This is a genomic window from Dyadobacter alkalitolerans DSM 23607, assembly GCF_000428845.1.
In the GTDB taxonomy this organism is placed as follows: Bacteria; Bacteroidota; Bacteroidia; order Cytophagales; family Spirosomataceae; genus Dyadobacter; species Dyadobacter alkalitolerans.
In genome coordinates this window covers 689,935-703,770 of the sequence record NZ_AUAS01000001.1, presented here as the reverse complement: position 1 = coordinate 703,770, position 13,836 = coordinate 689,935, and the positions used below count along the sequence as shown (strand labels likewise).

Here is a 13,836-nt window from a genome sequence, read left to right as displayed (position 1 = left end):
ATGAATGTCTATAAGGATTTTGAATCAGAACAGGATCGAATATTTCACTTCACCATTTGTAACCGGCACCAATAATTCCTGCGAGCCGTCAGCGCTTCTGATTTCAGGTTTAACACTTTTATCAGCCAATTGAATGTAGTACGACTTGTTGTCAACTGCATAAAGTCCGTCTGCCACTTTTTCAATGTTCGATCCGTCAGCCAGTCGGGCAACCAGGTCTTTTGAAGGATTATTTACCTTAATAATTCGCTCGAAATATTGGTTATTCACTACGGAAAGGTAATCTGTTACGGCCGAACCAAATGCCTGATACTGGAAGGTAGGAACGTCCTGGTCGTCCAGAACATAGCCTTTCGGACGATAGCCGCTGCCGGTTGTGTCTGCCTGCCACTTTCCTTTTGCCGATTTGCCAAGGACCATATCATTGCCCAGCAACGTCACGCTCCCTCTCGGACGGGAAGATCCGTCGCCGCGGTCGTGCCACATAGGCGTTGCATCCAAAAATTCACCGCGCCAAACCTGCAAAACTGCACCTTTGTCCAGATCATAGGTGTAATGCAGATTAGTAGGGCTTCCAACTGAAACTGCATGCACCACACGTTGTCTTTTTTCTTTGCCTTTTTTGAAATCCATAAAACTCCGGGTAACATTATTTGTTCCGGCAGAGATCAGGATCGGATCATTAACGCCACCGGCCATGGCAGAGCTTTTGGTATGGTAAGCAATTTCCCTGAAACCAGGACCGCTTACCCAAAGTCCAAGTACAGGGCGCATCCAGCCATCTTTTTTGTTATTGAATATTTCAATGGTATGATCTCCCGCTTTCAAATTCACTTTTCCTTCACGGAAGTCGTTGTTGGATTTCCATTGGGCATCGATTACGTATTTTCCGTCGATCTTCAAGTATGAATTTCCGGAAGCCTGTAACTTAAAGTTGTAATCACCATCCGTAGCAGCATTGTAGCGGCCAGTATATACGTAAGAGTAATTATTATTCTCTTTCAGTATTTCCCAGCTCAATGCTTCGGCTTTGCCTGTCTCAGCAGCTGTCATTTTAGAAAGGTCCTCTGTTTCGGACAAAGCACCATAATAAGTCTTATAGCTAAGCTCCGATAACGTTCCCGGCTTTTTATCAAAATTATTGATCACAATGTTTTTGATAGCCAATGATCCGTGGTCACCCTGAATGCGGATCGGGCCCATGGCCACATCTTCGCCCGTTAATGAACCGCGGGTAGGGCCGCTTACTTCCACATTTTCATGGATCGTAACGCCATTTAACACGATCGAAAGAAATACTGCATTAGAAGTTTTCTTTCCGTTTGCATCGAAGCGGGGCGCCTGATAGGAGATTTTGATATTTTGCCATAATCCCGGCGCTTTGGCAACATTAAAGCGTGGTGCATAGCCTTCATAACCTTTTTCGCCTTCTGGTTTTGAATCATTCCAACGCTCGTAAATTCCGCCGTTATCATTGTATTTGGCCGTTTTTTTACCCCAGCTGTCAAAAAGCTGCACTTCGTAGTTGCCTTGCAAGTAGATTCCGGAATTGGATCCTTTGGTCAGCATAAAATCAAGCTCAATGTCCAGATCGCCGTGCTTGAAATTGGAGATCAGTTCATATTGGTTGCCGTATTTCCCTTTTTCGTGTGTACACGCCAGCACACCTTTTCCGGGTGTCGTGATCAGTACATTTTCTTTGGAAATATCAGCTGCTGCATTACCGACGATCTTCCAGTTGTCGGATTTGGTAGTGAACGCACTCAGGTCGTTTAAAGGGATAGGCTGTTGTGCATAAGCGGATTGCATAGCAAATGCAGCAATCCCACCTGCAAGAAGTTGGAAAAGAGAACGGTTAATTCTAAACATACGTGAAGTAAGCTTGTATCGGTTTATTTAAAATGCTGCCCGGCCATCGGTCGACGCGGGTGCAAATTACGTGATAAGAATCCAAAATATTACATTTAATTAGGTGAGAACCGCGTTTGTTAATGCTTTTTACCTAATGTTGTGTTTTGATATTATTTCAATAGTAATTAGTCCAAAAAGTTATTTTAAATGAAAAAACTAATCCTAACCGCGTTCAGCCTTGCAACGGCATTTGCTGCACATGCCCAGCTGCAACCTGCTAAGCAAACGCCAGAATCCAGTGAACTTTGGAGCCCGGTGCCACGCGTTGTAACGCCTGGTAAACCGTCAACGGCTGTTTCCGGTTTTACTGCGCCTTCGGACGCAATCGTTTTATTTGATGGAAAAAATCTGGATGCATGGGTTTCAGGCAAAGACGGCAAAGCCGCTGCGCCCTGGACCGTTGGGGACGGAGCAATGACCGTTGCACCCAAATCAGGTGATATACAAACCAAGCAGACGTTCGGAGATTACCAGCTGCACATTGAATGGCGTACACCTGCTAAGGTGGAAGGAAACAGCCAGGGACGTGGTAACAGCGGTATTTTTATGCAAGGCATTTATGAATTGCAGGTTTTGGACAGCTATAACAACCCAACTTACTCCAACGGACAGGCGGGATCTATTTATAAGCAAACCATGCCGCTTGTGAATGCAACTGTTGGGCCAGGTGAATGGCAGACTTACGACGTTGTTTACACAGCGCCGCATTTCAATAAGGACGGTCAGATGACGATTCCTCCATACATTACGGTGATCCACAATGGTGTTTTGGTACAAAACCACACCATGATCCAGGGAACGACTCCTTATGTAGGCCAGCCAACGATCGAGCCACACGGAAAAGGCCCGATCAAGTTACAGGACCACAACAATACAACAAGCTTCCGCAACATCTGGATCCGCGAGCTGTAAGCAGCAGGCGATACGGCGCAGAGCTGAATTCAGGTACAATATTTTAATGGCTTAAATGGTTTAACAGACTGTTTAAGCCATTTTTTTGTTCTGTTATCGTTATATTAGTTTATGATTTGCGTTAAGAATTCAATGTCATGCAGGAGATAGAGCCTTATTACAATTGGGAAAAACATTATATAGCCAGCCATGACGAAAAATCGCCGTTCCATGGCAGGACCTACAATCTGGATTATTACGAAAATGCGATTTACGGCTATTACATCCATCCGTTATGGGACGAAATCGGTTCCGAAACGCTGTATGTGAAGATCCTTTTTGCAGATTATACGAAGCGTTATGCCGTGATCGAAATGTTTGGAGAGTGGAATGATGCGCTGCATAACGACATTATGTTTTTTAAAAGACAGGTGGTCGACCCGCTTGTGGACCAGGGCATTAACCAGTTTATTCTGATGGGTGAGAATGTTCTGGATTTTCACGGAAGCGAGGATGATTACTATGCCGAATGGTTTGACGACATTGAAGACGGCTGGATCGCTGCGGTAAATTTCAGAGAGCATGTTGAGGAGCAATGGAACAAATTCAAGCTCGATTACTACATCAATTTTGGGGGAACATTGCAGCTCAATAACTGGCGTACGATGCAGCCTGAGCCGTTTTATGAGCTTATTAAAAAATTGATGGTTAGAAGGTTAGAGTAGTACAAAGCTGAATGGTTCCTTGCAACGTTGCCAACTCCTTTGTAGCTTTCGAAATCAACTGTTACATATTTTTCACCTTAAAATTCTTTTCCCGATGGCCGAAAATGAAAAACCCACACCCGAAGAGGTGACAGAATCGCTTCAAAAGAAAGTTGAAGAGCTGAAAGAGCAAGCTGCTGAGGAAAAGGAGGAGATCGTGGATCAGGCAGAGGAAATAAATAAGGACGCAGAGTTGTTCGAGACAGACAAAGCGGATGAGCTTGAAGTAATAGCGGAAGAGGAAATTCAGGAAGCCGACACAGCAGCAGACGGCATTAAGTCGGAAGTTTACGAAACACTTGACGATCTGAAAGCCGCAGGCGAATCGACAGCCGACCGGACCATAGATGAAGCGCTGGAATTGGAAGCCGCAGCCGAAGATAAAGTGGAGGAAGCAAAAGCAGATGCTGAGGAAGTAAAATCAGGCTTTTCGCGAAAAACGGAACAGTTACAAAACGAAGTTGAGCTGAACATTGCCGCTGGAAGAGTAAAAGCAGAAGAGATTTTTTCTGACCTGAGCGAAAAAGCAGAAGATTTCAAAGAAGCAGCCACTGAAAAGTATGAAGACATTAAAGATGCGGCTGTTGACAAATACGAAGACCTTAAAGAAGATCTGAACGAAGCATTTGAAGAAACCAAAGCCATTGCAGCCGAAAAACTGGCCGAAGCGCAACAGAGAACGGAAGAGCTGAGGGCCAAAGCCGCCAGTGAACTCAGGGAAGCCAAGGAAGTTGCCTCGGAGAAATATGATGAAACCAAAACAAAAGCCAAAGGCTTCTGGGCAAGGTTGTTCGGGAAGTGATTTGGGAAAAAAATGCTTTAAAACCTGTCGGATCTATGCTGGCAGGTTTCACTAATAATTTGCCTTTTAATGTCACAACAAACATTTTCAGTTCCTTATAAACATCCATTTAGTCCGGATAATAAATACGAAAAATCAGTTGTTTATTTCTCAATGGAGTTCGCCGTTGATCAGGCGCTGAAAATCTATTCAGGTGGTCTGGGTTTCCTTGCAGGCTCGCATATGCGCAGCGTATATGCATTGAAACAGAACCTCATAGGCGTAGGAATGCTCTGGAAATATGGTTATTACGATCAGGGCAGGGAAAAAGATGGCAGTATGCAGCCTGAGTTTCACGAGAAAATGTATTCATTTCTTGTCGATACAAAAATCCGCTTTCAGGTTCCGATCATGGGCAAGGAGGTCTGGATTGCAGCGTATTATCTGCCGCCGGATGTTTTTCAATCTGCCCCGTTATTTCTGCTTACCACCGACACCGACGGCAACGATGATACGACGCGGGCAATCAGCTATTCCTTATACGATGCGGATGTAACCTACAAAGTGGCGCAGTGCATGGTGCTGGGCATCGGCGGAGCGCGTCTTCTGGAGGAACTGAGCTATGAACCACAGGTATATCATTTCAATGAAGCGCACGGCGTTTCGGGCATTTTTCATTTATTCAAAAAACTGAAAACGGTTGCTGAGGTTAAAAAACGTGTTGTTTTTACGACGCACACCCCCGAAGAGGCGGGAAACGAAAAACACGACATTAACTTTCTAGATAAACTGGGATTTTTTTCAGGACTGGATCTGGACACAGTTCGCAAAATCAGCAATATAAAGGGTGATACTTTCAACCATTCGCTGGCAGCGTTAAGCATGAGCAGAAAGGCCAATGGTGTCTCGAAGCTCCACGGCGAAGTGTCGCGAAACATGTGGAAATCGCATAAGAACATTGCAGAGATCGGCCACATTACCAATGCGCAGAACAACACTTACTGGGTTGATAGCGAATTGGAAAGCGCACGAATAGCAAAGGATTCAGAAAGGATTTCTGCCCGAAAAAAAGAGCTTAAAAGGATTTTGTTCAAAACAGTAGCTGATCAATGCGGTAAAATATTCGACCCCAATGTGCTTACCATTGTCTGGGCCCGCAGATTTGCAGCTTATAAAAGGCCGGATATGCTTATCTGGGACTTGGAACGCTTTAAGAAACTCATGGAAAACAAGGAACAGCCGATTCAGGTGATATGGGCCGGAAAGCCTTATCCAAAGGACGAGGGTGCCATTGACACATTTAACAAGCTATTTTATACAAGCCACCATTATTCCAATATGGCAGTGCTTACCGGTTACGAGCTGGCACTTTCCAAGTTGCTGAAAGACGGCTCGGATGTATGGCTTAACACGCCCGTCGTTACCCGTGAGGCTTCGGGAACCAGCGGAATGACAGCGGCAATGAACGCTTCCCTGAATCTGTCGACATTTGACGGCTGGATTTGCGAATTTTCGAAGGATGATGAGAATTCATTTTTGCTGCCCGTAGCAGAAGGGGATGACATTAATAAGCAGGATTGCGATAATCTCATGCAAAAGCTTGAAACCTCTGTCATTCCAACTTACTATGCCAACCAATCAAAATGGCAGCAGATGGTGCTTAACAGTATGAACGATGTCAACGTATTTTTCAACTCCGACCGCATGGCGCGGGAGTATTATGAGAAGCTTTATTAAACGGGCATTCCGGGAAATCTAAGGGATTCAATAATCGTTATAGTATTTGTAAATTGCTGCCTCCTGGCTTTACGCTCGATCTTTCGTTGATAGATAAATCCTAAGCATTAATGCCCAATCTGCTTTGCCACCAAAGCGATTCCTTCCCGGAATGTATGCGGTTCGTAGCCAAGTATATCCCGGGATTTTTTTAGGTCAAAACCGGTTCGTGGGGGGCGACGGGCGGGTTGCCTGAATGCTGATGCGTCGGTAGGGGAAATGAGTGATTTGTCTAACGAAAAGTAATCGGCTGCCATGATGGCCATTTCATAGGGAGTAAGGAAGTCTTCTCCCGAAATGTGAAAAACACCTTCTGCAAGCTGATCTGCAATCAAATAACATCCCATAGCAAGGTCTTCGGCCAGGGTCGGCGTCCGGAATTGATCAGTAACAACCTTGATTGCCTTCCCTTCTTCCAATGATTTTTTAACCCAGAGAATAATGTTGCTCCGGCTCATATCGTGCGCTATGCCGTAAACCAGCACGGTTCGGGCAATGGCCCATTGAATGTCGGAATGCATTACAGCTTTTTCTGCTGCATATTTACTCCAACCGTAAAAACTGATCGGGTTAGGCTCGTCTTCTTCTTTGTATGGCCCGGACGTTCCATCAAAAATGAAGTCTGTGGAAACGTGTTCGAGGAAAATGTTATGCTTTTTACAGGCCGCTATCAGGATTTCAACTGCCGTAACATTTAGTTTCCAGCAAGCATCCTTCTCCATTTCACATTGATCCACATTGGTCATGGCGGCTGTGTGAATGATAACCTCCGGTTTTACTTCTGTAAGCACTTCATCCACCTGCACAGCATCAGTAACATCCATTTCCAGAAAACGATAACCATCCGAAACGCTCAGCCGGTTTTCACCTTTTGCAGTGGCAAATGTTTCGTAATGTTCATTTCCAGCCAGTAAATCTACCAGCTTTTGACCGAGCAGCCCGTTGGATCCGGTGATCAGTATTCGTTTTTTATGCATTAAGCTTCGTATTGCCAGCCGTATTTCTTCGTGATCTTTTTCTTCTTCATTTTTTTGACAGACATGTTCATGGACACATTTTTCTCTGGTCTGTCGCGTTCATCTTTTTCCACGGCGCCAATCTTGTCGATCACTTCCATTCCGTCGATCACCTGGCCAAAAACCGTGTAGGAGCCATCCAAATGCGGTGTTCCGCCAATTTCCTCGTAAACTTTCCTTTGAGAATCAGTTAGCTTTCTGGCAGCGCGGGCAGCCTGCTTGTTAAGGTCATTTTTGCTCCATTTCCGGCCCTGCACAATGTAAAACTGGCATCCGCTCGATTCTTTGGCTGGGTTATTATCACGTGCTGCGGCTAATGCGCCTTTCTGGTGAAACAGCTTGGGGCTGAATTCAGCAGGGATTTTGTAGCCGTTATCGCCTTTTCCGAGCATATCATCCGGCTTCGCGTTCCTTGAATTAGGGTCGCCGCCCTGGATCATGAAGTCGTCTATGACGCGGTGGAAAAGTAAACCGTCGTAAAATTTATCTTTTGTCAGTTTAAGGAAATTGGCTTTGTGCTTGGGTGTTTCGTCGAATAGGATCACCCTAATAGTTCCCAGATCCGTTTTGATCGTTACAACATCATCTTTTTTAGAGCTCTTTTGGGCAAAAACACCCAGAGAAAACAGGCATAGGAACGCTAGAACTAATGATTTTTTGGTTTTCATAAAATTTATTTTGCCGCGAGTACATTTTTATCGGTTGGGACAAACTGGAATTTTAACCCGTAATCCTTCCCTTTTGAAACATCTTCCATATTAACCCGAACGGATTTTTTGTTCCAGGTGACCTTATTAGGTTCTTCCTTAGGTGCATCATAATCCTTCGTGAAATAATTTTTTCCAGCATTCCAGAGCTGCCTTGTAGCTTCCGGACTGTTCAGATAAACGTCAACTGTGATCCTGTTCACCTTTTTGTCGGGCGTCAGAAAGTATTGTACATCAATGGTTTCCAGCTGCGGGGTTTCAGCCGTGTATCCCAAATGATCCGCCGTTTCTTCAAACATTTCGAAATTTTCCGAAGCTTTGATCTTACTGATCGGGTCACCAAAAGAAATTCCCCGAAGCACAGTGCCTGCCGCCTTATCGGTGCCCAAGATTGTTTGCAGCAATGCAGATTGATCGCTGTTGAGATCATTCTCGGCTGGCGCTTCCACCTTCACCGAGTCGGTAGCCGCTTCGGATTGCTCGTTTGTTTTGGTGTCACATCCTAAGATTGCCAATGCAAAAAAGACAGCTGCAAACCCGGTTTTAAAACTTTTCATGCGTGTAGAGGTTTTTTTCATTCAGTTAGTATAAGTGTTACAATAGTCGTGCCTTCTTTTCTGAAAAGGCCTTATAATGCTGCAATGTAGCCATATTTGGCAATTTTGAAAACGATTTCAAAATTCGCGGGAAACGTTGAAAAAGAATCTCCGCTCGCCTTTTCCGTTCAGCGTAAGGTTGAACCGCGCCAGTATATTGTAAAAGGTAACAATATCGAGGCCGGCACCGGCGCCATAGAGCATCGAGTTGCCCAGCCGCGTGTTACTGAGTTCAGGATAACTGTTTTTGACATAACCGGCATCTGCGAAAGTGTTCAGGTAGGCGGCCAGAGGAAGTGTGTTAAACTGTTTGATCGGAATAAAGGAAAAGTGTTTCTGAAATGAGAAGAGCTTGTATTTCAATTCATTTTTCAGCAATGCATAATCCTGTCCGTCAACCACATAAAGTTCATAACCACGGACGAGATCGTTCCTGTAACCAAGCCCTATCGTTTGGAGGTAAGGCTGCCGTTTTGGCAATGAAACCCTTCCCCGTACGCCTGTATTGAAATACCATCTTTTAGAAATCGGAATGTATTTGCGGTAAGAGCCATAAAAATAGGTCATATTCACGTCATCGGTTGGTAGAAGGCCGATCTTCGAAATCTGTAACCCAAGAGTTTGCCCCCGCAATGCATATTGAACATTATCACGCTTGTCGTAGCTGAATGAATAAGTAAGCTGAAAGTAGCGCTGGATTGTGCGCCCTTTTAACAGATAATTCGGATTTAAAGCAGCAATGGTGTCGGAAATCTTGCTGTAACTCCACCGCAGATCAGCGGTATGGAATGTGTAATATTTATTCCGGCGGCTAATGCTTACATAGGAATAGAATCTTTCCCGGTTAATGTCTTCACTATTAAAGTATTGCAGCTTATCCCGCCATGTTCTGAAAGCAGTCGTTTTGTTGACCGAGTAAGAAGAGCCCAGCGTAATGCCCGTTTTTTGCGCTTTATCAATGTAGGGCAAAGTGTAGGCGACCTCAAATTTTGGAATAAAACCAAACTCCGCAAGAAAGCGCAGCTTATCCGCGCGGCCGGTAACATTACCGTAGCTCATATATATGCCATAAGTTGTGCGCGACAAATCCCTTTTTCGTTCATACCACCATTCATTGAAATTGCGGTCTGCAAGCTGGAAAACGGGAACAATAATGAGATACCACCGCTCTTTCACCACAATCCGGATGTCTGTCCGGACAGAGTCAGGATTGCTTTTCGGGATCAGGTCAACGGTGATGAATAAATTGGTGTTGACGATTTTCCTGCGGTCAATTTCGAGTGTTTCGGCCAGCAATGCGGCGCTTAATGTATCGCCGGTTTTAATGGCCATTTCGCGCAGGATAATGCCGGCCCTCGTGCGGTGATTTCCTTCCACGAGGATGTCGCCCACAACAATAATTCCGGCAGTGTCGGTTGCAACTGTTTGCGCGTTAGCGATTTGGATAAAAAGGAATACGAATAGCGGAAAGTATATCTTCTTATAGTGTCTTTTAAGGTTCATTCGTCACTGCTAGGTTTCGTCATAGAAACGATACTTTCCTTGAATTTGGTGAATATTTGGTAAAAATAAGGTTATCTCAATTCACATAACGGTCCATTTAAAAAAACATATAATCGCGATAGTCTTTTCATAAACTCAGTGAGTATCCTACAAAGACTTAACAGCTATTACTATGTCACTTTCCCGGGCTGAAACTTTGATTAATAAACTGATCAGTAACAAACTCACCGGGGAAGAACTGTCCGAATTGCTAGAAGGCATTAACAGTGAAACAGACCAGCAAAAATATTCCGACGCGCTGGAAATTTACTTCGACTATCTGCTCCAGCAAAATCAGCCGAACGGCAACAGCCGGGACGGGCATGCTCCCGGCAAAAACGATAGTACTTAAGCAAATCTCCCAAGTAATGTATCTGAAACGCATTTTAAACTGTATTTATCCCAAAAATGACCCGAAATTAAAGCCATTTCACGACGACTTTTCTCCTGTTATCATGACTTATGACAATCACCTAAAATTCAAAGATTATGAATTCAATCTCTATCATTAATATGCGGCGCGTGCTTTGTTGCTTGCTCACCGTGCTGCTTTTTACCGGAAAGGGCGCGCCGGTCGTCGCGGGTGAAAAACCCACTAAGGCCGCGAAGGACCAATCCGTCGCCCGGATCCGGGGAACTGTGACATCTGCCGTGGACGGTGCCGTTGTTCCCGGTGTTAACGTGCTGGTGAAAGGCACCCAGGTTGGAACCACAACCGACGCTGCCGGAACGTACTCCATTGATGCCGACGGTAATAATGCAGTCCTTGTCTTTTCCTACATAGGATTCAACTCAATTGAAGTGGCCGTTCAGGGAAAAAGTGTGGTGGATGTTGTCCTTGAAGAGAACGTAGCGACATTGCAGGAAGCCGTGGTTACTGCCCTTGGTATAAAAAGAGATAAGCGTTCGCTCGGTTATAATGTAGGCAAAGTTGAAGCGAAGGACATTGCCAATGTGGCCAATGAAAACGTGCTTACTTCACTCTCAGGCCGCGTTTCAGGGGTTTCTATTAATCAGACGAGCGGTATCGGTTCTTCGATCAGCATTGTGATCAGAGGAGCGGCTTCGTTGAAAAATAACCAGCCTTTGTTCGTCGTGGATGGCGTACCGCTGGCCAACAGCCTTGCAAACGTGAGTGAAAAAGGAAGCGGCAACAAAGTCGATTATGGTAATGCAATTTCAGACATTAACCCTGACGATATTGAAAGCATGTCTGTGCTGAAAGGGCCCAGTGCGGCAGCACTTTATGGTTCCAGGGCTGGTAATGGCGTTATTTTGATCACAACAAAATCTGGTAAGAAAGGCAAGGGACTTGGTGTTTCTTTTTCCACTTCCAATGTATTTGAAAAACCTTACAGATATCTGGATCTGCATTATAAATACGCAAATGGTGAAAGACCTTTCCAGCTGGACGAATCATCTGCATACTGGGGCGGTTTGCCGCTGGATGCGGGTAATAAGGAAGTTCAGTGGAACAGCCCACTGGATGACAAAGGCAATCCGATCCCGACTGAGCTGAGATCTTACAAAGACAACATGAAGAACTTCCTGCAGACGGGAATCACTTCAACCAATAACCTTACCGTTTCGGGTTCCAGCGATAAATCGACTTACCGGGTTTCTTATAACAATATGATCAACCGGGGCCTGATCCCTAATTCGGACCTTTACCGAAACGGATTGTCGCTGGCAGGAACATTTGATATGGCTAAGAACCTCAAACTAAGCACGAATATCAATTTCGTTCGTTCCAGCTCAAACAGCCGTCCGCAAACTTCCGAAAGAGACGGAAACCCGCTGCAAGCTGTTTATTACTCGCCTAGTTACAACATTGAGGATCTGAAAGGCGTGTGGAAACCGGGCCTGGAAGAAATAGAGCAAATGACCGTAGCAAAAGGCGAAACGGACAATCCTTATTTTCTTGCCAAACATTTAACCAATGCGTATACACGAGATCGTTTGTACGGAAATGTTAAGCTCGACTGGACGATTGCCGAGGGTTTGACTGCCTTCGCGCGTTACTCGCATGATATGTTTGATGAAGATCGTGAAACCAAAATTCCATGGAGCTACAAAAGCATGGCAAAAGGCGGTTACTATCTTGAAAACATTGGTCGTAACGAAAGCAATGCGGATTTTTTAATTACCAAAACCATAAAGGCCAGCGATTTTGACATCAGCATTTCGGGTGGTGGTAACATTATGCAGCAACACCAAAACACCTCAAATCTGGGCGGCAGGGACCTTTCTGTTCCTGGACTGTATAACATTTCCAACATTCCGGTTGGTAACAGGGTCGTTGGGAACGGCAGTTTCAAGAAAGCCATTTACAGCTTATATGCTTTAAGCTCAATTGGTTTCAAAAACCAGCTTTACCTGGATTTGACTGCTCGTAACGACTGGTCAAGTACATTGCCCGAAAGCAACCGCTCTTATTTTTATCCATCCGCATCATTGAGCTGGTTGGCGAGCACAACATTTAATATGCCGTCCGCGGTTTCGTTACTGAAACTCCGCGGAGGATGGGCGCAGGTGGGTAATGATACAGATCCTTATCAATTGTATCCAAACCTCGGAACAGGAAACTGGGGCGACCTGGTAACGGCAAATCTGGGCGAAAACTTGCTGAACCCTGCATTACTTCCGGAAATCGCGACCTCAACAGAAGGTGGCATTGACCTGAACTTGTTCAATAACCGTTTGAGATTCGACATTACTTATTATGACAGAGCCAATACGAACCAGATTTTCAGCGTTCCGATGGCGCCTTCGACGGGTTATGCGAGCAAAAACATCAATGCTGGGAAGCTGGTGAGCCGTGGCTGGGAAATCGGGCTGGGTGGAACGCCAATCAGCAACAGGGGAGGATGGAGCCTGGATCTGAATGCCAATTTCAGCCGTAACCGTGTTACTGTTAAAGAATTGGCACCAAACTTCCCGTATTTTGAACAATGGGGAGAGAACGGAGCGGGTGCTTACACATTCGTAGGGGAGCAAATCGGCAACATGTATAGCCGCGGGTTTGCTACTGTTCAGGACAAAGATTCTCCCTATTATCGCTGGCCGATCATTGCTTATGATGGCGAAGGCGGCGATATGGACTGGCAGAGCCTGGGAGGTCGTGAAAACAATGTGAAAGTAGGTAACTACAATCCTGATTTTCTGGTGGGTATGCAGGCCAATCTGACTTACAAAAGATTCTCCCTGGGATTAAGCTTTGACTGGAGACAAGGCGGAGAGTTTATGTCATTCACGTATCGCTATGGCGAATCTGACTGGAAATCACAACGTCAGATCGACAACCTGATCCCGGGAAGCCAGTATAGCCCCGACGAGCTGGTTGCCTTGCTGAAATCAGATCCTGAAAAATACATTATCCCGCAAAACGGAAATTTCCCGAGAGTAGGAGGGCATACGGCTGCAACAGGTGGTTTTGGACCAGATGGTGACGGAGCATTTATTCCGGGTGTTTGGCAGGATGAGGCTGGGGAGTACCACGAGTGGCTGGGTGGAGCAGGCACCAAATATCTGCCTATCACGGCTGTGTATCCTTGGAGCTTCAACCAGCAGGTTACATTTGACGCATCATTTGTGAAGCTGCGCGAAGTAACATTGTCTTACAAAATTCCTAACCTTTTCGGGGTTGTGAGAAATGCGAACCTTTCGCTGTACACCAGGAATATTATGTTGTGGACGGCTTCGCAAATCGGCATCGATCCTGAGCGTGCATTCTGGGCTGATCCCAATAGAGGAGGCTTCCGCCAGGGAATTGAAAGACAGAACGTGATGCCGTGGACTATCCCGTTTGGATTTAAGCTCAATTTCGATTTCTGATCAGATCCTTTTGCTCAT

11 protein-coding genes are annotated in these 13,836 nt (G+C 45.3%); 6 read left to right on the top strand and 5 right to left on the bottom strand.

What is annotated here, in order from left to right:
• Nucleotides 1-24 precede the first annotated feature (24 nt).
• Nucleotides 25-1,869 carry a 3-keto-alpha-glucoside-1,2-lyase-like domain-containing protein gene (locus tag G395_RS0103080; RefSeq protein WP_229203928.1) on the bottom strand — a complete coding sequence of 615 codons (1,845 nt, stop codon included), beginning with the start codon at nt 1,867-1,869 and terminating at the stop codon, nt 25-27.
• Between the two features lie 189 nt (nt 1,870-2,058).
• Here G395_RS0103080 and G395_RS0103075 point away from each other — a divergent pair, with 189 nt between their 5' ends.
• The 4 genes from G395_RS0103075 (at nt 2,059) to glgP (ending at nt 6,084) form a co-directional block, all read left to right on the top strand.
• A complete protein-coding gene (locus G395_RS0103075) occupies nt 2,059-2,823 on the top strand; it encodes a 3-keto-disaccharide hydrolase (protein WP_026628728.1) in 765 nt (254 codons plus the stop codon).
• Nucleotides 2,824-2,960: 137 nt separating this feature from the next.
• Complete coding sequence (locus G395_RS0103070; RefSeq protein ID WP_026628727.1) at nt 2,961-3,527, top strand: hypothetical protein; 567 nt, start codon at nt 2,961-2,963, stop codon at nt 3,525-3,527.
• A 94-nt stretch (nt 3,528-3,621) separates the two neighbouring features.
• Nucleotides 3,622-4,368, top strand: coding sequence for a hypothetical protein (locus G395_RS28425; protein ID WP_035360245.1), 747 nt, complete (start codon nt 3,622-3,624; stop codon nt 4,366-4,368).
• Nucleotides 4,369-4,437: 69 nt separating this feature from the next.
• The gene (gene glgP / locus G395_RS0103060) at nt 4,438-6,084 is read left to right on the top strand and encodes an alpha-glucan family phosphorylase (protein ID WP_026628726.1); all 1,647 of its coding nucleotides are present in this window, start codon (nt 4,438-4,440) and stop codon (nt 6,082-6,084) included.
• Nucleotides 6,085-6,191: 107 nt separating this feature from the next.
• On the opposite strand, the gene G395_RS0103055 is transcribed toward glgP, so the two are convergent.
• From G395_RS0103055 to G395_RS0103040, 4 genes are all read right to left on the bottom strand, one after another.
• Nucleotides 6,192-7,100, bottom strand: coding sequence for an SDR family oxidoreductase (locus G395_RS0103055; RefSeq protein WP_026628725.1), 909 nt, complete (start codon nt 7,098-7,100; stop codon nt 6,192-6,194).
• A complete protein-coding gene (locus G395_RS0103050) occupies nt 7,100-7,807 on the bottom strand; it encodes a peptidylprolyl isomerase (protein ID WP_026628724.1) in 708 nt (235 codons plus the stop codon). Before G395_RS0103050 ends, G395_RS0103055 begins: the two co-directional genes overlap by 1 nt.
• Before the next feature lie 5 nt (nt 7,808-7,812).
• Nucleotides 7,813-8,403 carry a hypothetical protein gene (locus tag G395_RS0103045; protein ID WP_229203927.1) on the bottom strand — a complete coding sequence of 197 codons (591 nt, stop codon included), beginning with the start codon at nt 8,401-8,403 and terminating at the stop codon, nt 7,813-7,815.
• 117 nt (nt 8,404-8,520) lie between these two features.
• The gene (locus G395_RS0103040; protein ID WP_026628722.1) at nt 8,521-9,945 is read right to left on the bottom strand and encodes a BamA/TamA family outer membrane protein; all 1,425 of its coding nucleotides are present in this window, start codon (nt 9,943-9,945) and stop codon (nt 8,521-8,523) included.
• Nucleotides 9,946-10,117: 172 nt separating this feature from the next.
• On the opposite strand from G395_RS0103040, the gene G395_RS28420 reads away from it, so the two are divergent.
• Nucleotides 10,118-10,336, top strand: coding sequence for a hypothetical protein (locus tag G395_RS28420; RefSeq protein ID WP_035360241.1), 219 nt, complete (start codon nt 10,118-10,120; stop codon nt 10,334-10,336).
• 137 nt (nt 10,337-10,473) lie between these two features.
• On the top strand, nt 10,474-13,818 hold the full coding sequence (locus tag G395_RS0103025; protein WP_026628721.1) for a SusC/RagA family TonB-linked outer membrane protein: 3,345 nt from the start codon (nt 10,474-10,476) through the stop codon (nt 13,816-13,818).
• The last annotated feature ends 18 nt before the right edge of the window (nt 13,819-13,836 follow it).